This is a genomic window from Kitasatospora sp. NPDC056731, from assembly GCF_040687675.1.
GTDB lineage: Bacteria > Actinomycetota > Actinomycetes > Streptomycetales > Streptomycetaceae > Kitasatospora.
Map to the genome: position 1 here is coordinate 232,562 of NZ_JBFBNR010000005.1, position 20,776 is coordinate 253,337.

The 20,776-nt window shown below is 75.0% G+C and carries 22 protein-coding genes; 18 read left to right on the plus strand and 4 right to left on the minus strand.

Features of this window, described 5'->3' with window-relative positions:
• Nucleotides 1-3: 3 nt before the first annotated feature.
• Genes AB0R04_RS07635 through AB0R04_RS07660 form a run of 6 tightly spaced genes read left to right on the plus strand, consistent with a single transcriptional unit; the run spans nucleotide 4 to nucleotide 7,136 of the window.
• Nucleotides 4-1,317 (plus strand): O-antigen ligase family protein, encoded by a 1,314-nt coding sequence (locus tag AB0R04_RS07635; RefSeq protein WP_363369069.1) that lies wholly within the window; start codon nucleotides 4-6, stop codon nucleotides 1,315-1,317.
• Nucleotides 1,314-3,053: a lipid II flippase MurJ gene (locus tag AB0R04_RS07640; RefSeq protein WP_363369071.1), complete on the plus strand. Its 1,740-nt coding sequence runs from the start codon at nucleotides 1,314-1,316 to the stop codon at nucleotides 3,051-3,053. Before AB0R04_RS07635 ends, AB0R04_RS07640 begins: the two co-directional genes overlap by 4 nt.
• Entirely contained in the window at nucleotides 3,043-3,957 is a 915-nt protein-coding gene (locus AB0R04_RS07645; protein WP_363369073.1) for a polysaccharide deacetylase family protein, read from the plus strand. The genes AB0R04_RS07640 and AB0R04_RS07645 overlap by 11 nt, the downstream gene beginning before the upstream one ends.
• Complete coding sequence (locus AB0R04_RS07650) at nucleotides 3,954-5,069, plus strand: glycosyltransferase (RefSeq protein ID WP_363369074.1); 1,116 nt, start codon at nucleotides 3,954-3,956, stop codon at nucleotides 5,067-5,069. The genes AB0R04_RS07645 and AB0R04_RS07650 overlap by 4 nt, the downstream gene beginning before the upstream one ends.
• 49 nt (nucleotides 5,070-5,118) lie before the next feature.
• Nucleotides 5,119-5,979: a Wzz/FepE/Etk N-terminal domain-containing protein gene (locus AB0R04_RS07655; protein ID WP_363369076.1), complete on the plus strand. Its 861-nt coding sequence runs from the start codon at nucleotides 5,119-5,121 to the stop codon at nucleotides 5,977-5,979.
• Nucleotides 5,976-7,136 (plus strand): GNAT family N-acetyltransferase, encoded by a 1,161-nt coding sequence (locus AB0R04_RS07660; protein ID WP_063349607.1) that lies wholly within the window; start codon nucleotides 5,976-5,978, stop codon nucleotides 7,134-7,136. Before AB0R04_RS07655 ends, AB0R04_RS07660 begins: the two co-directional genes overlap by 4 nt.
• Before the next feature lie 36 nt (nucleotides 7,137-7,172).
• On the opposite strand, the gene AB0R04_RS07665 is transcribed toward AB0R04_RS07660, so the two are convergent.
• The gene (locus AB0R04_RS07665) at nucleotides 7,173-8,453 is read right to left on the minus strand and encodes a glycosyl hydrolase (protein ID WP_363369078.1); all 1,281 of its coding nucleotides are present in this window, start codon (nucleotides 8,451-8,453) and stop codon (nucleotides 7,173-7,175) included.
• Between the two features lie 360 nt (nucleotides 8,454-8,813).
• On the opposite strand from AB0R04_RS07665, the gene AB0R04_RS07670 reads away from it, so the two are divergent.
• From AB0R04_RS07670 to AB0R04_RS07710, 9 genes are all read left to right on the plus strand, one after another.
• Nucleotides 8,814-9,839 carry a hypothetical protein gene (locus AB0R04_RS07670; RefSeq protein WP_363369080.1) on the plus strand — a complete coding sequence of 342 codons (1,026 nt, stop codon included), beginning with the start codon at nucleotides 8,814-8,816 and terminating at the stop codon, nucleotides 9,837-9,839.
• A 206-nt stretch (nucleotides 9,840-10,045) separates the two neighbouring features.
• The gene (gene abc-f / locus AB0R04_RS07675) at nucleotides 10,046-11,644 is read left to right on the plus strand and encodes a ribosomal protection-like ABC-F family protein (protein ID WP_063349609.1); all 1,599 of its coding nucleotides are present in this window, start codon (nucleotides 10,046-10,048) and stop codon (nucleotides 11,642-11,644) included.
• Nucleotides 11,645-11,971: 327 nt separating this feature from the next.
• On the plus strand, nucleotides 11,972-12,205 hold the full coding sequence (locus tag AB0R04_RS07680) for a helix-turn-helix domain-containing protein (RefSeq protein ID WP_030059940.1): 234 nt from the start codon (nucleotides 11,972-11,974) through the stop codon (nucleotides 12,203-12,205).
• A 232-nt stretch (nucleotides 12,206-12,437) separates the two neighbouring features.
• Nucleotides 12,438-13,244, plus strand: coding sequence for an enoyl-CoA hydratase/isomerase family protein (locus AB0R04_RS07685; protein ID WP_063349610.1), 807 nt, complete (start codon nucleotides 12,438-12,440; stop codon nucleotides 13,242-13,244).
• A gap of 195 nt (nucleotides 13,245-13,439) precedes the next feature.
• Complete coding sequence (locus AB0R04_RS07690; protein ID WP_363369083.1) at nucleotides 13,440-13,982, plus strand: Asp23/Gls24 family envelope stress response protein; 543 nt, start codon at nucleotides 13,440-13,442, stop codon at nucleotides 13,980-13,982.
• Between the two features lie 52 nt (nucleotides 13,983-14,034).
• Nucleotides 14,035-14,226, plus strand: coding sequence for a hypothetical protein (locus tag AB0R04_RS07695; RefSeq protein WP_063349611.1), 192 nt, complete (start codon nucleotides 14,035-14,037; stop codon nucleotides 14,224-14,226).
• Nucleotides 14,226-14,573, plus strand: coding sequence for an Asp23/Gls24 family envelope stress response protein (locus AB0R04_RS07700; protein WP_363369085.1), 348 nt, complete (start codon nucleotides 14,226-14,228; stop codon nucleotides 14,571-14,573). The genes AB0R04_RS07695 and AB0R04_RS07700 overlap by 1 nt, the downstream gene beginning before the upstream one ends.
• Nucleotides 14,570-15,178: a DUF6286 domain-containing protein gene (locus AB0R04_RS07705; protein ID WP_363369087.1), complete on the plus strand. Its 609-nt coding sequence runs from the start codon at nucleotides 14,570-14,572 to the stop codon at nucleotides 15,176-15,178. Before AB0R04_RS07700 ends, AB0R04_RS07705 begins: the two co-directional genes overlap by 4 nt.
• Nucleotides 15,175-15,816 carry an alkaline shock response membrane anchor protein AmaP gene (locus AB0R04_RS07710; RefSeq protein WP_363369088.1) on the plus strand — a complete coding sequence of 214 codons (642 nt, stop codon included), beginning with the start codon at nucleotides 15,175-15,177 and terminating at the stop codon, nucleotides 15,814-15,816. Before AB0R04_RS07705 ends, AB0R04_RS07710 begins: the two co-directional genes overlap by 4 nt.
• A gap of 42 nt (nucleotides 15,817-15,858) precedes the next feature.
• Here the strand turns inward: AB0R04_RS07710 and AB0R04_RS07715 are convergent, their stop codons facing one another.
• Nucleotides 15,859-16,629, minus strand: coding sequence for an SDR family oxidoreductase (locus AB0R04_RS07715; protein ID WP_063349615.1), 771 nt, complete (start codon nucleotides 16,627-16,629; stop codon nucleotides 15,859-15,861).
• Nucleotides 16,630-16,795: 166 nt separating this feature from the next.
• Here AB0R04_RS07715 and AB0R04_RS07720 point away from each other — a divergent pair, with 166 nt between their 5' ends.
• Nucleotides 16,796-17,221, plus strand: coding sequence for a MerR family transcriptional regulator (locus AB0R04_RS07720; RefSeq protein ID WP_363369091.1), 426 nt, complete (start codon nucleotides 16,796-16,798; stop codon nucleotides 17,219-17,221).
• 3 nt (nucleotides 17,222-17,224) lie between these two features.
• Entirely contained in the window at nucleotides 17,225-17,557 is a 333-nt protein-coding gene (gene trxA / locus AB0R04_RS07725; protein ID WP_063349617.1) for a thioredoxin, read from the plus strand.
• A gap of 34 nt (nucleotides 17,558-17,591) precedes the next feature.
• Here trxA and AB0R04_RS07730 read toward each other — a convergent pair whose 3' ends face one another.
• Together AB0R04_RS07730 and AB0R04_RS07735 are read right to left on the minus strand one after the other, a co-directional pair.
• Nucleotides 17,592-18,398: an SURF1 family cytochrome oxidase biogenesis protein gene (locus AB0R04_RS07730; RefSeq protein WP_363369093.1), complete on the minus strand. Its 807-nt coding sequence runs from the start codon at nucleotides 18,396-18,398 to the stop codon at nucleotides 17,592-17,594.
• A 31-nt stretch (nucleotides 18,399-18,429) separates the two neighbouring features.
• Nucleotides 18,430-19,425 (minus strand): DEDDh family exonuclease, encoded by a 996-nt coding sequence (locus AB0R04_RS07735; RefSeq protein WP_363369095.1) that lies wholly within the window; start codon nucleotides 19,423-19,425, stop codon nucleotides 18,430-18,432.
• 158 nt (nucleotides 19,426-19,583) lie between these two features.
• On the opposite strand from AB0R04_RS07735, the gene AB0R04_RS07740 reads away from it, so the two are divergent.
• The gene (locus AB0R04_RS07740) at nucleotides 19,584-20,627 is read left to right on the plus strand and encodes a zinc-dependent alcohol dehydrogenase family protein (RefSeq protein ID WP_063349619.1); all 1,044 of its coding nucleotides are present in this window, start codon (nucleotides 19,584-19,586) and stop codon (nucleotides 20,625-20,627) included.
• Nucleotides 20,628-20,776 lie beyond the last annotated feature (149 nt).

Consider the following 20,776-nt stretch of genomic DNA (forward strand, 5'->3'; position numbering starts at 1 on the left):
CGCGTGGCCCTGACCCTTCCCGCCGTCCCCCGGCTCGCGTTACGCAAGGCGCTGCCCGCGCTCGCGGACCGGCCCAGCCTGCTCGCCGCGGCGACCGTCCTGCTGGTCTGCGTGCCCACCGGCGAGAAGGACGTCGCCGCCGCCGTCCACGTCACCGCCGCCGACGTGGCCTCGCTGGCCCTGGTCGCGCTCACCGCGCTCAACCTGCTGCGCGGGCGGCTGCCCGCTGTCAGCCGCGCCACCTGCGTGCTGTTCGGCGGCATCGTGGTCGCCGCCGCCGTCGCCACCGTCGGCTCGATCGACCCGGCCACCAGCCTCACCGGCTTCGTCCGGCTCACCCAGGTGTTCGTCCTGGTGCCGGCCGGGGTGCTCTGCTCGCTGCGCGACCGCGTCGACCAGCGGCTGGTCCTCGGCTCCTTCGTGCTCGCCGCGCTGATCCAGGGCGTGGTCGGCGCGCACCAGTACCTCACCCGGACCGGCGCCTCCTACACCGGCCAGCCGATCCGGGCCGTCGGCACCTTCGGCGCCCTCGACATCATGGCGATGTCCACGGTCGTCAGCTACGGGCTGCTCGCCGCCCTGGCCCTGGCGCTCGCCGAGCGCCGCCCCGGCGGCGACGTCCGGCTGCGCCGCGCCATGTTCGCGGCCGCCGCCTTCCTGGCCTTCCCGCTCGCCGTCTCGTTCAGCCGCGGCAGCTGGATCGCCACCGCCGCCGCGGCCACCGTGCTGCTGCTGCGCGCCGACGCCCGGCTCGCCGTCCGCGGCGCCGTCCTCGGCCTGGCCGGCGCGGTCGTCCTGGTCGGCGGCCTCGGCCTCGGCGCCTCCGGCGTCACCGCCCGGCTCGGCTCGATCGGCTCCGTCTCCGCGGCCCCCGACCAGTCCGTCTCCGACCGCTACGACCTGTGGTCCACCGCCGGGCGGATCTGGCAGGACCACCCCGTCCACGGCGCCGGCCCCAAGGCCTTCCAGCAACTGCGCGACAGCCACGCCCCGCTGCGGCTCTCCTCCGGCAGCGACGCCGCCGACTCCACCATCGGCTTCCAGCGCGAACCGCTGCTCTCCCCGCACAACATGTACTTCCTGGTGCTCAGCGAGCAGGGGCTGATCGGCATCGTCGCCTACGCCGCGCTCTTCCTCGGCCTGCTGCTCGGCTGCCTGCGCCACTCCCGCGGCCCGGCCCTCGCCGCCCTGGCCCTGCTCACCTGGGTGCTGGTCGACTACCTGTACGCGGACATCGGTGGCACCACCACCGTGCTGACCTCCGTCGTCCTCGGCCTCGCGGCCCGGGCCTGCGTCGCGGAGGCCGACCCGCGATGACCACCGACCAGCCGGCCCTCGCCTCCGCCGTGCCCGCCCCGCGCGGCGTCCGCGCCGGCGGCCGGCCGCCCGGGCCCGATCCGGCCCCCCGGCGCGGCTTCCTCGCCAAGGCCTTCGGCATCACCGCCGTCCTCAGCGCCGCCGGCTCCGGCCTCGGCCTGCTGCGCGACCTCCTGCTGGCCCGCTACTTCGGCGCCAACCAGGGCACCGACGCCTTCCTGGTCGCCTGGACCGTCCCGGAGACGGCCGCGCCGCTGCTGATCGAGGACGCCATGTCCTTCCTCATGGTGCCCGCCTTCGCGCTCGCCCTGGTGCTGCGCGAGGAGGACCCGGACGCCCCCGACCCGGTCCGCCAACTGGTCCGCGCCACCCTGCCCTGGCTGCTGCTCGCGCTCAGCGGGCTCGCGCTGGCCGCCGCCCTCGGCGCCCCGCAGCTGGTCGAGCTGCTCGCCCCCGGCCTGGCCAACCCCGGCCTCGCCGTCACCTGCACCCGGATCACCGCGATCACCGTGCTGCCGTTCGGCGTGGCCGGCTACCTCGCCGCCGGGCTGCGCGCCCACCACTGCTTCACCGCGCCGGCCGGCATCTACGTCGCCTACAACGTCGGCATCCTCGCCGTGCTGCTCGGCTGCCAGTCCTTCCTGGGCGTGCGCTCCGCCGCCCTCGGCGTCGCGCTCGGCAGCCTGCTGATGGCTGGCCTGCTGGTCGCCCCGTTCCTGCGCCGGCTGCGCCAGGGTGCGGGCCCGGGATCGCACCCCGGCGCGGGCCGCGCCCGCCGCTCCCGCAAGGCGCTGGTGCTGATGCCGTTCGCCCTGCTGCCGGTGGCCGCGTTCACCCTGACCCGGCAGTCGCAGGTCTTCGTCGAGCGCTACCTCGGCTCGGCGCTGCCGCCCGGCACCATCTCGCACCTCAACTACGCCGCCAAGGTCTCCCAACTGGCCATGACGGCCGGCATCCTGATCTGCACCGTCACCTTCCCGCTGGTCGCCCGGGCGCTGGCGGCCGGGGACCTCACCGCCGCCCGGGACCGGGTCGAGAAGGACCTCGGCCAGGCTGCGGCGGTCGTCCTGGTCGGCACCGCCTTCCTGATGGCCTGCGCCCCCTCGGTGGTCTCGCTGCTCTTCCAGCGCGGCGCCTTCGGCCCGCGGGACACCGCCGCCACCGCCGCCGTCATCCGGGTCTACAGCTTCGGCCTGCCCGCCCAGGCGCTGATCGGCGTGATGATCCGCCCGTACTTCTCGCTGCGCCCGGTGGTCCGCCGGGCCGACGATCCGGGCACCGAGGACGGCGGCCGCCGGCTGCTGGACTGGTTCCCGGTCGCCGCGATGCTGCTCGGCCTCGGCGTCACCGTCGTGGTCAGCCTGCTCGCCACCCCCCGCTTCGGCGCCCTCGGGCTCGCCGCCGGGAACGCGGCCGGCATCACCGCCGCCGCCGCGCTGCTGCTGCACGGCCTGGTGCTGCGCGGCATCCCGCTGCGGCTGCGCCGGGTGCTCGGCGGCCACGCCCGGCTGCTGGCCGCCGCCGGTGGCGCCACCGCCCTCGGCGCCGCCGTCGCCGGGCTGGCCACCGGCCCCCTGCTCTCGACCCTCCTCGGGGGCCTCACCGTGGCGTTGGCCTTCGCCGTCCTCGGCACCGGCCTCGGCGCGCGTGAGGTGCGCGGTCCGGTCCTCGCCGTGGCCCGGGCCCTGAACCCGCCAACCGTCGCCGATGAAGGGAAGCTTCCCCATGGACAATGAACGGGGAACCGTCCGTTCGACCCAGGCGGGCGTCCGCCGCCAGGCCGTACCGGCCGCAGCCGCACCACGCGGCGACCTCCCGTACACCGACTCCGCCGGGCCGAAGGCGCGGCTGTCCAGGAGCCGCCGCCCGCTCGGCGAACCGTCCGGCCCCGGTTCCTCCTCGCCGTGGATCCTGATGTACCACTCGGTGGCGGTCGAGAAGGAGGACCCGTACCAGCTGACCGTCAGCCCCGAGCGGTTCGCCGAGCAGGTCGCCTGGCTGCACCGGCGCGGTCGGCGCGGCGTCTCCGTGCGCGAGCTGATGCGGGCCCGGGCCGTCGGCCGGGACGACAGACTGGTCGGGCTGAGCTTCGACGACGGCTACGCGGACTTCGCGCGCCACGCCGTGCCGATCCTCCAGGCGTACGGCTTCACCGCCACCGCGTACGTGGTCGCCGACCTGCTCGGCCGGGACAACGGCTGGGACACCGAGGGGCCGCGCAAGCAGCTGCTCACCGTCCAGGAGGTCACCGAACTCGCCGCCGCCGGTTGGGAGATCGGCTCGCACGGCCTCGGCCACCAGGCGCTGCCCGGCCTGCCGGCCGACGTCCTGGCGGTGCAGACCCGGGAGAGCCGGCGCCTCCTGGAGGAGGTGGTCGGCGGCCCGGTCACCGGCTTCTGCTACCCGTACGGCGCCGTCGACCTGCCCGCCACCGAGGCCGTGCGCGACGCCGGCTACGACTACGCCTGCGCCATCGCGCACTCCCCGCTCACCGGCCGCTTCGCGCTGCCCCGCTGCTACGTCGGCGACCGTGACGGCGCCTGGCGGCTGCGCGCCAAACGCGGCCGGCAGCGGCTGCGCGACACCGTCACCGAGCTGCGCCGAAGCCCCCTGGTCGCCCGGCGGGGGGCCCGGCCGTGAGGGTTCTGCACATCGTCACCGGCCTCGCCTCGGGCGGCGCCGAGCGCCAACTCCAGCTGCTGCTGCGGAACTTGCCCGCACACCAGCAGTGCGAGGTGGTCGCACTGACCAACCCCGGCGCGGTCGCCGCCGCGCTGCGCGGCGACGGGGTGACCGTCCACCACCTCGGCATGCGCGGCAACCGCGACCTGGGCGCGCTGCCCCGGCTGGTCCGGCTGGTCCGCTCCGGCCGCTACGACCTGGTGCACACCCACCTGTACCGGGCGCAGCTGTACGGCCGGCTGGCGGCCCGGCTCGCCGGGGTCCGCGTGGTGGTCTCCACCGAGCACTCGCTGCACGCCGGGGTGATCGAGGGCCGCCCGGTCACCCGCGGCGTCAAGGGCCTCTACCTGGCGGCCGAACGGCTCGGCAGCACCACCGTCGCGGTCTCCCGGCAGGTCGCCCAGACGCTGCACTCCTGGGGCGTCCCACCGGCCCGGGTCGAGCTGATCCCCAACGGCATCGACACCGCCCGCTACCGCCGCCCGGCCGCCGACCGGGCCGCGACCCGTCGTCGGCTGCGGGCCGAACTCGGCCTGCCGGAGGGGAGCTGGGTGGTCGGCGGAGTCGGCCGGCTGGTCCCCGGCAAGCGCTTCGAGGTGCTGCTGGAGGCCCTCGCCGCACTCGACCCGGCCGCCCGGCTGGTGCTGGTCGGCGCGGGCCCGGAGCGCGCCGCGCTGGAGCACCGGGCCGCCGAACTCGGCGTCCGGGAACGGCTGGTGCTCACCGGCGAGCGCGACGACGTGCCCGACCTGCTGACCGCCCTGGACGTGCTGGCCGCCCCCTCCACCGCGGAGACCTTCGGCCTCGGCATCCTGGAGGGCCTCGCGGCCGGCCTGCCGGTGCGGCACAGCGCCTGCCCGGCGCTCGACGAACTGCCGCCCGGCGCCGCCCCGCAGGCCCGCCGGATCCCCTCCGAGGGCGCCGCGTACGCCGCCGCGCTGCGCGACCTGCGGCACCTGAACGACCACAACGCCGACCCGCTGCCGCACCCCCCTGCGGTCGGCCACTACGACATCGCCCGGGTCGCCGCAGACCTGGGCGCCCTCTACGACCGGCTGGCCCGCGCTTGACCGCCCGCCGCCGCCGGAACCGCTGCCACATACCCAAGGAGTCACACCCATGACCACACCGCGCCGAAGGGCCCGCCACCTGGTCCGCCGCTGGTGGCCGGTGGCGCTCGCGGTGCCGCTGGGCGCCGCGGCCGGCGCCGGGTACGCCGTCGTCTCGCACCCCTCGTACGCCGCCAGCGCCTACGTCCTCGTGGTGCCGCAGAATCCGGGGGAGGCCGCCACCGCGACCAACTTCGCGCAGGCGTACGGGCGGTTGGCGGGTCAGCCGCAGGTGCTCGGGGTGGCGGCCGTCGAGACCGGCCACACCCGTGCCCAGCTGGAGTCCCTGGTGCACGGGACCACCTCCCCGGACGCCCCGATGATCGAGATCACCGGCACCGGGACGCGCCCCCAGGAGGCGGCCCAGACCGCCGACGCGGTGGCCCGCTCGCTGGTCTCCTTCGCCAACACGAGCAGCAAGGACACCAGTGTCCGGCTGGTGACGCTGGCGCCGGCCGCCGAGCCGGACAAGCCGACCACCCCGTCCGCCGCGCTGGACGTCGCGGTCGGCGGCGCGGCCGGGCTGCTGGTGGGGGCCCTGGTGATGATGACCCGCCGCCGGGGCGAGGCCGCCCCACCGGAGGCCGCCGAGCCCGTCGAGGCCGCCGAGGCCCCGGTGGAGCCGACGACGCCGGCCACCCCCCGCCCGCGCGGCGAGCAGCCGCCCGCCGCCGACCGGGCCGGGCAGGCCGACGAGGCCGGCAAGACCGGCCAGGCGGAGGAGACGGAGGAGACGGAGAAGATGGAGAAGGCCGAGGAGGCGGAGAAGGTCGAGGAGGCGGAAGGGCAGCCCGGGAAGGCCGCCGCCGCGAAGAACAGCGCCGAGGAGCCCCCGGCCAAGGAGAAGGCCGCGGCCGGGAGCGGGCGATGAGCACTGAGACCCGGCACACCGGCCTCCCGGCCCAGCCGGCGGCGCCGGGCTGGACCACCGAGCTGCGCCGCGAGGACGACGCCCTGGACACCCTCGCCGAGGAGTGGGACGACCTGGCCGCCCGCTGCCGGACCGCCACCTTCTTCCAGGCCGCCGACTGGCAGCGCTCCTGGTGGCGCCACTACGGCAGTCCGGGCGACCTGCTGGTGGTGCTCGTCCGCCGGGACGGCCTGCTGGTCGGCGCGGGTGCCTTCAGACGCCGCGGCGGCCCGCTCGGCGGGCTGACCGCCCTGGGCGCCGGGCTGGTCGACTACTCGGACGTGCTGCTCGACGACGACTGCGCCGACCGGGCCGCCGCCGAGTTCGCCGCCGCCCTCCCGCTCACCCGCCCGTGGCACTCCCTGGAGCTGCGCGAGGTGCACCCCGAGGCGGCGGTGCAGCGGGTGTACGAGCACTGGCACGGCCGGCGCCGCCGCTACCAGGACTCGCTCTGCCAGTACCTGCCGGCCGTCCCGATGGACCGGCTGCTCAAGCGGGTGCCCGGCAAGACCGCGCAACGCAGCCGGGTGAAGCTGCGCAAGATCGCCGAGGCCGGGGTGCAGGTCAGCTCGACGCCGGCGGCCGAGGTGCCGGCGGCGCTGGAGGGCCTGCTGCGGCTGCACTTCCTGCAGTGGCAGCAGCGCGGCGTCACCCCGGAGCACCGTACCGAGCGCTTCGCCCGCCACCTGACCGAGTCCACCGTCGGCCTGGTCGCCACCGGCAGGGCGACCGTCCACCAGTTCCGGCTGAACGGCGAACTGGTCGCGGTGAACCTGCTGCTGCTCTGCCCCTCCTTCGGCGGCCTGTACATGTACGGCGCGCACCCGGTGCTGCGCGAGCGGCTGGACATCGCGGGGCTGCTGTTCAGCGCCGCCCTGGACGAGACGGTCGGCGCGGGCGTCCCGCTGCTCGGCCTGCTGCGCGGCCAGGAGCCGTACAAGCAGCGCTGGCGGCCGGACCAGCTGTCCAACCAGCGCCTGCTGTTCGGTCCGCCCGGGCCCGCGCCGGCGGCCATCGCCCGGTCCGGCGCGGTGCGCGTCCGCCAGCAGGCGGCGCACGTGCTGCGGACCCGCTTCCCGCGGCTCAAGGAGGCCCTGCTGGCCCGCCGCCGCGGCTGACCGCGCCCGCCCCCGCCCGCCCGCCCCCGCCCGGGCTCAGCGCCGGGCGGGTGTCCGGGCCGCCGACGGGCTCGGGGACGGGCTCGCGAAGGGGCTCGGGGAGGGGCTCGCCGACGCGGTGGCCGAGTGGCCCGGCGACGGGCTCGCGGACGGGGCGGGCACCACGTTCGGGGCTCCGGGCCCGGCCCCGGGCCCGGTCGGCGGCGCGGGCGGGCGCGGCGCCACCGGCGGGACGATCGGCTGGACGGGGGCCTGGGGCGCCGGCGGCACCACCGCCGGCGCCCCCTTCGACCCGGACATCAGCTGCTTGAACCGGGCGGCGGAGCGCGGGTTGCGGTCGCACTCGAAGAAGCCGTGCGGGCAGTAGTCGGTGACGGTCTGGTAGGCGGTGTCGTGGGTGCGCATCCACTCGACCATCCGCTGCACGAACTCCGGGTTGTCGCCGTTGCGGAACAGCCCCCACTCCGGGTAGGAGACCGGCTTGCCGCGCTTGGCGGCGAACTCCACCTGGTCCTGCAGCCCGTACGGCTCGCGCACGTAGTCGTCGAAGGTGCCCCCGGCGGGCTGGTCGTAGTTGTCCATGCCGATGATGTCGACCACGTCGTCGCCGGGGTAGCACTTGGTCCACGGGATGGCGTCCAGGCCCCGGTTCGGGGTGAAGTCGAAGCGGAACCGCTGCCCCGGCACCGAGCGCATCACACCGACGATCCGTCGCCAGTACGCCTTCCACGCGGACGGGTCGGGCTTGCAGCGGTGCGTGTAGGTGACGCCGTTCATCTCCCAGCCGAGGGTGAGCACGGTGTCCGCGCCGCCGAGGGCGACCAGCCGGTGGGCGAGCCGCAGGAAGTGCCGGTCGAAGTCCCCGCGCGCGCCCTGGGCGAGCAGCTTGGCGACCTCGCCGTCCGGCACGTTCGCCTCGTTGGGCACCAGCATCGGCACGCCGAGGACGAGCGTTCGGGACGGGTCGGCCAGCCGCCACTGCGACCACATGCCGAGCACCATCAGCTCGCCCTCGACGTCGGCCCAGCCGTTGCCCGCCAGGTAGGTGTGGCCGACTTGCAGGTTGGCGTCGCCCAGCCACCGCGCGTACCGGCCGATCTGCGGGATGTAGTCGTCCCAGGAGCCGACGAAGGCGCCGAACGGCGGCTCGTGCTTGGGCCGCTGGACGGGCGGGCGGGGGGCGGCGCCGCGCGGCTCGAAGGCGTCCGAGGAGAGGGAGTGCCGTTCGGTCTGGCTGAGCGGCGACCCGGCCGGGACGCTGGCCGTGGCCATCAGCAGCAGGGCGGCGGCGGCCAGCGTCAGGCGGCCGATTCGCATGGTCTCTCCTCCGGGCGTCGCGGGGCGGGGGCGCGCTGGACGGACCGTGGCGCTCCGCTCGCCGACAGTAGGCCCGGCGGGCGTCGGAAAAGCCGAATGTCACCCTAAAGTGGGCGGTATTCGAACGCCGTCTGCCGCAACGCCCGGCCGGGCCCCGCCGCGTGTATCAGCTCTGTAACGGTCCGGCCGGGCCCCGGCGCCGGGGCCCGGAGCGGGCGGCGGCCCGGCCTCGGCACCGACGGTGCAGGTGGGCGGGCGGGTGCGCGGGGAGGGCGCGCGCGGCCGGACGCGCGGTCCGAGGGGTGGGGCGGGGGCAATTCCAGGCTGACTCGCGTGCCCGGTGAAAGGTACGCTCCGGCCGTGTCCTGGAAGCCGCTGCGTGTACTGACCCCCCGCTCGATCCTGCCTGCCCTGGCGGTGATGCTGGTCCTTGCGGCCGGTGCGGCGGCGCACGCCAACAAGCCGGTGCCGTTCGGCGACCGGGTGGCGGGGCCGGGCGAGGCGGAGGCCACGCCGGTCAGCACACAGTCGCTGAGCACGGCCGACCTGGACCTGAAGGTCGGCCCCGGGCTGGAGGCCTTCCACCGGCAGAGCGGCGAGCAGGCCTGGTCCTACCGCCGCGAGGGCGCCACCGCGCTGTACCTGTCGATGGCGGGGGACAACGCCATCGTGGTCTGGGACGACGGCCTGGTCACCTCGGTGCGCCCGGGCGACCACGAGGTGCGCTGGCACCGGGCGGTGCCCGGCCTGGCGGACTGGCTGCGCGGCGACGGCGAGCCCGGCGCCGACAAGCGCACCGACGCGCAGCGCAAGGAGCTGGCCCAGGAGCGGGCCGCGGCGGCCCTGCACACCGTCCCGCAGGGAGCCTCCGCCTGGGTGGCCGTGGTGACCCCGAACCTGACCATGGGCCTGCGCGACGCCGACGGCGACCTGCGCTACAACTCCAAGCCGCCCGGCGGCTGCGTCTACGACCCGCTGCGCACGGTCGGCACCGAGTACGCCGTGCTCGTCCCGCGCAGCTGCACCAACAGTGCCGGGCAGGCCGTCTCCGGCGGCATCAACGGGTACCGGCTGGACAGCACCGGCTGGCAGCTGAACACCGGCCCGAGCGCCTCGATCAAGGCGCTGGACGGCAGCCGGGTGCTGATCACCGACGGCCCGATCGTTCCGGCCCGGGTGTTCGACACCAAGGCGGCCGCCCCCGAGGCGGCCTGCGGCAGCCCGTCCGCGCCGTTCGCGGCGGTCCGTCCGCAGGGCGGCTGCACCGACCCGGCGGCGAGCCCGGCCCAGGACGCCCCGGTGGGTCAGGACGCCCCGGCGGGCGACCAGCCGCCCGCGCAGCCCGAGGCGCAGCAGCCTCAGCAGTCCCAGCAGCTCCAGCAGTAACGCCGGACCGCCGGTACCCCCGGGCGGTAGCCCCGGGGGTTCCCGCGCGGCCCGGTAGACTTGCCGTCATGGCTGACTTCTCCGGGCAATAGCGGGCGCGCGGCACCGCCCCGTGCGCTGTGCCGACCACCGACGACGCCCCTTCCCGCTGCCCGGCCCCGGGCCCCGTCCGGCCGCCCGCCCACGTCCCAGGAGTAGTTTCCGCCATGATTTCCGCCAATGCCCTTGAGCTGCGTGCCGGTGCCCGGATCCTGATCGAGTCCGCGAACTTCAAGGTCGCCGCCGGCGACCGGATCGGCCTGGTCGGGCGCAACGGCGCCGGCAAGACCACACTGACCAAGGTGCTGGCCGGCGAGGGCATGCCGGCCTCGGGCACGGTGACCCGCTCCGGCGAGGTCGGCTACCTCCCGCAGGACCCGCGCACCGGCGACCTGGACGTCCTCGCCAAGGACCGCATCCTCTCCGCCCGCGGCCTCGACACCGTGCTCAGGAAGATGCGCGAGAACGAGGACCGGATGGCCAACGGCCAGGGCGCCACCCGGGACAACGCGATGAAGAAGTACGCGCGCCTGGAGACCGAGTTCCTCACCAAGGGCGGGTACGCCGCCGAGGCCGAGGCCGCCACCATCGCGGCCGCCCTGGGCCTGCCGGACCGCATCCTGAACCAGGAGCTGCACACCCTCTCCGGTGGTCAGCGCCGCCGCGTCGAGCTGGCCCGGATCCTGTTCTCGGACTCCGACGTGCTGCTGCTCGACGAGCCCACCAACCACCTCGACGCCGACTCGATCGTCTGGCTGCGGGACTTCCTGAAGACCTACAAGGGTGGCTTCATCGTCATCTCGCACGACGTCGACCTGGTCGAGACGGTCGTCAACAAGGTCTTCTACCTGGACGCCAACCGCTCCGCCATCGACGTCTACAACATGGGCTGGAAGCAGTACCAGCAGCAGCGCGAGGACGACGAGAAGCGCCGCAAGCGCGAGCGGGCCAACGCCGAGAAGAAGGCCGCGACCCTCAACTCCCAGGCCGACAAGATGCGGGCCAAGGCGACCAAGACGGTGGCCGCGCAGAACATGGCCCGCCGTGCCGAGAAGCTGCTCTCCGGCCTGGAGCAGGTGCGCCAGAACGACAAGGTCGCCAAGCTGCGCTTCCCGGACCCGGCGCCCTGCGGCAAGACCCCGCTGACGGCCAGCGGGCTCTCCAAGTCCTACGGTTCGCTGGAGATCTTCACCGACGTCGGCCTGGCCATCGACCGCGGTTCGCGGGTCGTCATCCTCGGCTTCAACGGCGCGGGCAAGACCACCCTGCTGCGGATGCTCGCCGGGGTGGAGCAGCCGGACACCGGCGAGGTGATCCCGGGTCACGGCCTGAAGATCGGCTACTACGCCCAGGAGCACGAGACCCTGGACCCGGACCGCACGGTGCTGGAGAACATGCGTTCCTCCGCGCCGGACACCGACCTGGTGCAGATCCGCAAGATCCTCGGTTCCTTCCTGTTCTCCGGCGACGACGTCGACAAGCCGGCCGGGGTGCTCTCCGGCGGTGAGAAGACCCGGCTCGCGCTGGCCTCGCTGGTGGTCTCCAGCGCCAACGTGCTGCTGCTCGACGAGCCCACCAACAACCTCGACCCGGCCAGCCGTGAGGAGATCCTCGGCGCGCTGCGCGAGTTCAGCGGCGCGGTCGTGCTGGTCACCCACGACGAGGGCGCCGTCGAGGCGCTCCAGCCGGAGCGGATCATCCTGCTGCCGGACGGGGTCGAGGACCTCTGGAGCCCGGCGTACGCCGATCTGGTCTCGCTGGCCTGACCGGGTGTAGACGCGATCTCCGCTTTTAGGACCAGAAAAACTAGTACTTACGGCGTGTCCGGGAATGAAGAAAGCCTGGATTCCGTTTAAGGACTTCCTGTCGGCCCGCCACTCGATCGTGGTCGGGCCGACACTGCTGATCAGCCCTTTCTCGGCGGACGGCGGAATCCGCCTGGGGGCGCGCACTCTACGTGAGCGCCCTGATGCGCTCGGATCACCACCGCAGGACCACGCATTCCCGACATCGACCTTGCCGAATGGGTGGCCAGGACGCGGTGGATGGGTGATCATGGGAATCTGACCGAGCAACGCTACGAGGAGGCACGGGTGGCCGAGACTCTGAAAAAGGGCAGCCGGGTAACCGGTGCCGCGCGTGAGAAGCTCGCGGCCGATCTCAAGAAGAAGTACGACTCCGGGGCGAGCATTCGCGCTCTCGCGGAGGAGACCGGTCGTTCGTACGGCTTTGTGCACCGGATGCTGAGCGAGTCCGGAGTCATTCTCCGGGGCCGCGGTGGTGCCACGCGTGGCAAGAACAAGGCGACCGCCGGGGCCGGTTCCTGACGGTCCGTCAGCTTATGGCTGAATGGCGCGGCGGCAGGGCGCCGACCGGGGAGACGAGAACCGATCGTCCGCCCTCGGGTCGAGTGGACCGGCCGCCGATCGTCATGTCCGGGGTGTCGTCCGCCCCCGGGCGCTCCCCTTCCGTCGATCTTTCCGGGCCGGCGCCCTGCCGCCGCGCGCCCAGGTTTGTTACTCTCCGGTAGCCAAGCCCCTCGCCACCGGAGGTCCCCGCATGACCGCCCCCGCCACCGACCCGCAGGCCCCGAGCTGGGAGCAGGACGGCGTCCGCCTGGAGATCGACGGCGAGCTCGCCGTCGTCACCCTGTGTCAGCCCAAGCGGCGCAACGCCCAGTCGCCCGCCCTGTGGCGCGCCCTCGCCGCCGCCGGCCGCGACCTGCCCGGCGGCGTCCGGGTGGTCCTGCTGCGCGCGGAGGGCGTCTCCTTCTCGGCGGGCCTGGACCGGGCCATGTTCACCCCCGAGGGCATCCCCGGCGAGCCCACCTTCCTCCAGCTCGCCGGCGCCCCCGACCAGGAGCTCGACGACACCATCGCCTCCTACCAGCAGGCCTTCACCTGGTGGCGCCGCCCCGACCTGGTCTCCATCGCCGCCGTCCAGGGCCATGCCGTCGGCGCCGGCTTCCAGCTCGCCCTCGGCTGCGACCTGCGCGTCGTCGCCGACGACGTCCAGTTCGCCATGAAGGAGACCTCGCTCGGCCTCGTCCCCGACCTGGCCGGCACCAAGCCGCTCACCGAACTCGTCGGCTACGCCCGGGCGCTGGAGATCTGCGCCACCGGCCGCTGGGTCGGCGCCGAGGAGGCCGCCGCCATCGGGCTGGCCAACCTGGCCGTCCCCGGTGCGGAACTGGACGCCGCCGCCCGCGACCTCGCCGCCGCCCTGCTGGCCGCGCCGCGCAACGCCGTCATCGAGACCAAGGCCCTGCTCCAGGGCGCCGCCGGCCGCTCCTTCGACGAGCAGCGCTCGGCCGAACGGGCGGCGCAGGCCCGCCGCCTGCGGGACCTCGCCGGGATCGGCGACTAGCCGGGTTGCGTCGTGTGAACGGGCCCGGTCCGGGGAGTGCTCCCCGGACCGGGCCCTCGACGTTCCCGGAAGCGCCCCGGAAGCGCCCCGGTGGCGTCCCGGCGGCCCTCCCCGGCGGGCGCGGAACGTGGCGCAATGCCAGAGTTATGGGGATTTGCGATATAGCTGGAGCCGTACGACGGGAGATGCGCCCCCATGCCTGACACTCCGACCCCCGCCACCATGCACAAGAACCCCGGCCACGTCGCGGCCGCCGGCTCCGCCGTCCACGCGCCGTCCTCGCCGTCCGCCGCCTCCGCCGCGACCGACGCCGGCAAGCCGACCGGCGAGCGCGGCCGCACGGCGCTGGCCGTCGGCGTGGTCGAGAAGATCGCCGGGATGGCCGCCCGCGAGGTCAACGGCATCCACGCCCTCGGCTCCGGCCTCTCCCGCACCTTCGGCGCGATGCGCGACCGGGTGCCGGGCGGCAAGTCCGGCGTCGGGCGCGGCATCAAGGCCGAGGTCGGCGAGAAGCAGACCGCCATCGACATCGCCCTGGTCGTCGAGTACGGCGTGGTCATCCCCGAACTCGCCCGGCAGGTGCGGGAGAACATCATCGACGCGGTCGAGCGGATGACCGGCCTGGAAGTCGTCGAGGTCAACATCGCGGTCAACGACGTCCACCTCCCCGACGAGCCGGACGTCGAGGAGGAGGAAGAGGAGACGGTCGTCGCGGGGCAGCGGCCCAAGCTCAAGTAGCGAGCCCACGAAGCGCCCGGCGGCGGGCGGCAGCGAGGACGAGGAGTAGCGGATGAACCTGGCCATCGTCGGCCTGGTGGTGGGCATGGCCCTCGGCTTCGCCGGGTACTTCGGCGGCTTCGCGGCGTTCCTGCTGGTCGCCGCGCTCGGGCTGGTCGGCTTCGTGGCCGGCCGTCTGCTGGAGGGCGACATCGAGCTGGGCGACCTCGGCGACCTGCTCCGCGGCCGCGACCGGCGCCGTTGATGGCGGCTCCCACCACCAGTGCCCGCCGCGAACCCGCCGCCCGGGGCCGACTCCGGATCGCCGACCGCGTCTACGCCCGCATCGCGGCCCGGGCCGCCCGCGAGGCCCTCGCCGACGCCTGGACCGGCCGCACCGCGAAGGGCGCACCGCCCGCCGTCTCGGTGGCCACGCCCGGCAGCACCGTGACCGTCCGGGTCGCCGTCGCACTGCCCTTCCCCGCCGACCTCGCGGCGCTCGCCCGGGCCGTCCGCGAACGCGTCGCCGCGCAGGTCGCCGGGTTCACCGGGACCAGGGTGTCCGAGGTGGTCGTCGTCGTGGAGCGGCTGGTGACCGGGGGAGTGTCATGAGTGCGGGGGGCGAACCGGTGCCCGGCGAGGAGGCGACGGCGGCCGGGGACGGGCCCCCGCCGGAGAAGGTGCGGCGGCCGCGGGCGCCGCGGGCCGTCGTCGCGGCGCTCGTCGCCACCGTGCTGCTGGTGCTCGCGGGCGCGCTGCTGTACGACGTGATCGCCGTCCGCGCCGGGTACCCGACCCGCCGGTGGCGCGCCCGGATCGCCGACGAACTGGCCACCCGTCACCTCGACTACCTGTGGGCGCTGGTGGGTGCCGGCGCCGCCGTCCTCCTCGGCGGGGCGCTGCTCTGGCTGGCCCTCGCCCCCGGTCTCGGCCGCTGGCTCCCGCTGCGCCGGCACGGCGACACCGGCGCCGTCATCGACCGGGCCGGCATCGGGCACCTGCTCGCCGACCGCGCCGCCGGACTCCAGGGCATCGACCAGCTGCGGATCCGGATCAGCCGCCGGCGCGTCCGGGTCACCCTCATCGGGGCGGCGGACCCGGTGTCGGTCCAGCGCCAACTGCGCGACGAGCTGGCACGGGTGACGCTGGCCCGGCCGCTGCGCCTCGACGTGCGGGCGGCGCCCGGGGCGGGGCCCGGGGTGGGGGCGGCGGGATGAGGCGGACGGCCGTCAACCGGGTGCTGCTGGGGGTGGTCGGGGCGGTGCTGCTGGCCGCCGGCGTGCTGGTGCTGGCCGGCGGGCTCGACCTGTACCGGCGCCTCGGCGCCGACCCGCCGGGCTGGTGGCCGCTCACCTCCCCGGACCAGCCGGTGCTCAGTGCCCGCTCGCGCACCCGCTGGGCGGATTCGGCCTGGTGGTGGCCCACCGTCATCGGCGGGCTGGCCGTGGTGGTCGCGGGCACCGCCTGGTGGCTGGTGGCGCAGCTGCGGCGCAGCGGCCCGGCCGGCCTCGTCGTGCCGACGCCCGGCGCCACCGGACTCCGGCTGCGGGTCCGCACCCGGGCGCTGGAAGAGGCGCTGGAGACCGGGACGGCCACGCTCCCCGAAGTCGAGCGCGCGGGCGTACGCCTGGTGCGCGCACCCGGGCACCCGCGGCTGCGGGGCGCCGTCCGGCTCACCCCCGGCGGCGATCCGGCGGCCCTGGTGGAGCACTTCGACACCGGCCCGCGAACCGACGCCCGGACCAGCCTGGGCCTCCCGGAACTCCCCGCAGACCTGCGGATCCGGATCCTCCAGGCCGCCCGGCCCGAGTCGCGACGGCGCCGCGGGCGGCGCAGACCCCCGCGGGTGGAGTGAACCGGGGGCGGGCGGAGCCGGGCGCCCGCCCCCGTACACGCCCTAGAGGGGGCGCAGGGCGCCGCCGTCGACGGGGATCATCACACCGGTCAGGTAGGAGGCGGCGGGGGAGAGCAGGAAGGCCGCGACCTTGCCGAACTCCTCCGGGGTGCCGTAGCGGCCGAGCGGGATGGTCGCGGCGGCCTGGGCGCGGGCGGCGTCCGGGTCGCCGCCCAGGGAGTCCAGCTCGCGCACCCGGTCGGTGTCGATCCGGGCCGGGAGCAGGCCCACCACCCGGATGCCGCGCGGGCCGAGCTCGTCGGCGAGGGACTTGGCGGCCATCGCCAGCCCCGGGCGCAGGCCGTTGGAGATGCCCAGGCCGGGGATCGGCTGGCGCACCGAGCCGGAGAGCACGAAGCCGATCACGCCGCCCTCGCCGAGGGCTGCGGCGGCGGCGCGGGCGAGCCGCAGCGCGCCGAGGAAGACCGACTCGAACGCGTCGCGCCAGGCCTCCTCGGGGGCGGTGGCCACCGGGCCGGCCTGGGGGCCGCCGACGCTGATCAGCACGCCGTCGAGCCGGCCGAAGTGCCCGGTCGCCTCGGCGATCAGCCGTTCGGCGGTCGCCGGGTCGGCGTTGTCGGCGGCCAGGCCGTGGGCCGTCCCGGCGCCGCCGATGGCGTCCAGCTCGGCGACGGCGGCGGCCACGGACTCCTTGCCGCGCCCGCTGACCAGCACCCGTGCTCCGTCGGCGGCCAGCTCCCGGGCGGCGGCGAAGCCGAGGCCCCGGGTGGCGCCGGTGGCCACGTACACCTTGTCCTTCAGTCCAAGATCCATGGGGCCCATCCTGCCGGGTGGCGGGCGCGAGGGGGAGTGCCGGGGGCTGGGGCGGGGTGACGTGACGCCGGGGGCGGTCGGAGCCGGGCTGGCGTTGACGTCCGGGTCAAGGTCTACCGTCGGTCCCGGCGGCGTGCGGAGGCGGGCCGGGAGAGCGGGTGCGGGGATGCGGATCGGGGAGCTGGCGGAGCGGGCGGGGACGACCACCCGGGCGCTGCGGTACTACGAGCAGCTCGGCCTGCTGCCGGCCCGCCGGGCGGGCAACGGCTACCGGGCGTACGACGAGGAGGACCTGCGGCTGCTGCGGCAGATCCGGACGCTGCAGGACTTCGGGTTCGGCCTGGAGGAGACCCGCCCGTTCGTGGAGTGCCTCCAGGCGGGCCACCCCGAAGGCGACTCCTGCCCGGCCTCGCTGGAGGTGTACCGGCGCAAGCTCGCCGAACTGGACGAGTGCATCACCCGGCTGCAGGACGTCCGGGCCCAGGTGGCCGGGCAGTTCGACCGGGCGGTACGGGCCCGGGACGGGCTGGCGGCCGAGCCCTCCGGACAGCCGCCGCGCTGTGAACTGGCGAACGAATGGGCGAAGGAGTAGACGATGGTGCAGATCCCAGGGGTGCCCGCGGTGACGGACGACACGTTCGCCGCGGAGGTGCTGGCGGCCGAAGGGCCGGTGCTGGTGGACTTTACGGCGGACTGGTGCCCGCCGTGCCGGATGATGGCGCCGGTGCTGGCGGACGTCGCCCGTGAGGAGGCGCACCGGCTGCGGGTGGTCAGCGTGGACGTGGACCGCAATCCGCGCACCCAGGCGGCGTACGGGGTGCTGTCGATGCCGACGCTGATGGTGTTCCGCGGCGGCGAGCCGGTGCGTTCGGTGGTCGGCGCCCGGGCCAAGGCGCGGCTGCTGCGCGAGCTGGAGGACGTGCTGTAGGCGGTTCTCCGGGGCGCTCTCCCGGGCCGGGGCCTCAGGCCGCCGGTACGGCCTCGACCGGCACCTCGGCCTCGGCGGCCTGCTTGGCCCGGTCCTTGGCCTCGCGGCGGGCCAGCACCCCGACCCCGACCGGGATCATCGCGGTGAACAGCCACCACTGGATCGCGTACGCCATGTGCGGGCCGATGTCGGAGTGGTTGGGCTCGGGGATCAGCTCGGGCTGGTCGGCGGGGGCCGGGGTGGTGGCGGTGAGCTCCAGGTAGCCGCCGAGCACGGTGGTGACGCCGGTCTCCTTGGCCTGCTGCTCGGTGTTGATCAGGTTGAACTGCCGGTCGGGCAGGCCGGTGCGGTCCTTGATGCCGCTGCTGCCCGTGGTCTCGTCGGCGCGCATCCGACCGGTGAGGGAGACCTCGCCGGTCGGGGCGGCCGGGACCGTCGGGTAGGCGGTGGCGCCGCCGTCGCCGGCCACCCAGCCGCGGTTGACCAGGATGCTGCCCCTGCCGTCGGAGAGCTTGAGCGGGGTGATGACGAAGTAGCCGATCGTGTCCCCGCTGGAGTCGGTCCGCTTGCGGACGACGAACTCGTGCGCCGTGTCGTACTGCCCGGTGGCCGTCACCGGGTGCCAGATGAGGTCCTTGGGCACCGCGAAGCCGGGGGCCGACGACACCGTGTCGAACGGCACGGGGGCGACGGTGAGGGCCTTGCCGATCAGGTCGTTCCGGGCCACCCGCGCCTCGTGGCGGTGCAGCTGCCAGAAGCCCAGCTCGATCGTCGCGGGGATCAGCAGCAGCGCGATCAGCATGGTGATCAGCCACTGGCGGGTCAGCAGAAAACGGTACACATGGGCACGGTACGCCGACTTCACATCCGGCTCACGCACCGGGGTGCGGGGCGACTTCGCGGAGCAGTTGGAGGAAGGCGTCCTCGCCGACCACCGGCGTGCCGACCTCGCGGGCCCGGCGGGCCTTGCCGCTCCAGCTGGTCGGCTCGTTGGTGACCAGCAGGCTGGTGAGCCGGCTCACCGAGGTGGCGATGTGCAGGCCGGCCTCGGCGGCGCGGTCCTCCAGCAGTTCCCGGTCGGTGGCGGTGTCGCCGGTGAAGGCCACCCGCATGCCCTGCACCAGCGGCTTGCCGTCCTCCCAGCGTCCCGGGTTGGGGTACGGGCAGGGCGGGCGCTTCTTGGCCTGGCGGTAGGCGGCGCCGGTCCAGGAGGCGCGGCCGGGGGTGGCGGGCTCGTCCTCGCCGAGGTCGGTGACGGCGACGCAGGCCTGCACCGGCAGCGGGACGCCGCCCTGGCGGGCCAGGTGCAGGCTGGGGCGGAACGCCTCGGCGAGCACCCGGGCGTCGTCCAGGGCGTTGTGCGCGTGCTGCTGGCGGACGCCGAAGTGGGCGGCGAGCGAGGACAGCTTGCCGTTGGGCAGCGGCAGCCGCAGGTCGCGGGAGAGCACCATGGTGCAGATCCGCTGCTCGACCGGGGCGCGCAGGCCGGCCCGGGAGAACTCGCGCGAGATCATGTTCCAGTCGAAGAGCGCGTTGTGGGCGACCAGCACCCGGCCGTTCAGCCGGTCGGCGAACTCGTCGGCGATCTGCGGGAAGGTCGGGGCGCCGGAGAGCAGCTCCGACGTGAGGCCGTGGATCCAGACCGGGCCCGGGTCCCGCTGGGGGTTGACCAGGGTGTACCAGTGGTCGGTGACCTCGCCGTCCGGGTCCAGCTGGTAGACGCCCGCCGAGATGACGCGGTCCGAGCGGCCGAGGCCGGTGGTCTCGACGTCGACCACCGCGAAGCCCTCGGCGGGGGCGGCGGTGCGCTGGGCGGGGACCTGGACGGTCCGCGGCGCGCCGTACGTCTCGGGCTGGATCGGGTGCATGGTCCAACAGGATAAGCGCCGTCGGGCCCGCGTCCGGTCGAAATGTTCCGGCCGAGCGACCGGAATAGAGTATTCCGCATAGGCGTCGCCTAGCCGGTCGACGCCGTCAACCGGCTGCCGACACCCCCCGACGGCCGACTCCGTAAGGACGAACTCCCATGCGCGCCACCGTGATCCACGGCCCCAATGACATCCGGATCGAAGAGGTCCCGGACCCGGTGATCCAGCACCCGACGGACGTCGTGGTGCGGGTGGTGAACGCCTGCATCTGCGGCAGCGACCTGTGGGCGTACCGCGGGGTGGCCCAGCGGGTGGCCGGGCAGCGGATCGGGCACGAGTTCCTGGGCGTGGTCGAGGAGGCGGGCGCCGAGGTGCGCGGCTTCGCGCCCGGCGACCTGGTGGTGGCGCCGTTCGTCTGGTCGGACGGCAGCTGCGACTTCTGCCGGGAGGGCCTGCAGACCTCCTGCCCGCACGGCGGGTTCTGGGGCGAGGTCGGCTCCGACGGCGGCCAGGGCGAGGCGGTGCGGGTGCCGTTCGCGGACGGCACGCTGGTGAAGCTGCCGAAGGAGGCCGCGGGCGACGAGAAGCTGCTGCCGGGGCTGCTGGCGCTGTCCGACGTGATGGCCACCGGGCACCATGCCGCCGTGTCGGCCCGGGTGCGCCCGGGCGTGACGGTCGCCGTGGTCGGCGACGGCGCGGTGGGCCTGTGCGGCGTGCTGGCGGCGCACCGGCTGGGCGCGGACCGGATCATCGCGCTGGGCCGGCACACCGCCCGCACCGACCTGGCCCGGCGCTTCGGCGCGACCGACGTGGTGGCCGAGCGCGGCGAGGCCGCGATCGAGGCGGTGAAGGAGCTGACCGGCGGCCAGGGCGCGCACGCCGTCCTGGAGGCGGTCGGGACCGAGGAGTCGATGCGTACGGCCGTCTCGATCGCCCGGGACGGCGGCGCGGTGGGCTACGTCGGCGTTCCGCACGGCGGCAGTGCGGGCGTCGACATCGGTCAGATGTTCGGCCGAAACGTTTCGCTCAACGGCGGCGTCGCCCCGGCCCGCGCCTACATCCCCGACCTGCTGCCGGACGTCCTCTCCGGGGCCATTGAGCCGGGTCTGGTGTTCGACCGCACGGTGGGCCTGGACGGTGTCCCGGACGGGTACCGGGCGATGGACGACCGCTCGGCGCTGAAGGTCCGGATCACTTTCTGACGATGCGTCAGAAGGGGCGGCACTGCTGGACGGTGCCGCCCCTTCGGCATGTGGCGGCGGTGTTGTGAAGTGGCGCGAGTGGTGGTTTTCGGCCAATTGGATAGTGCGAGAGGGTGAACGACTGGCTGATCGCGGTCAACCCCTTTCGG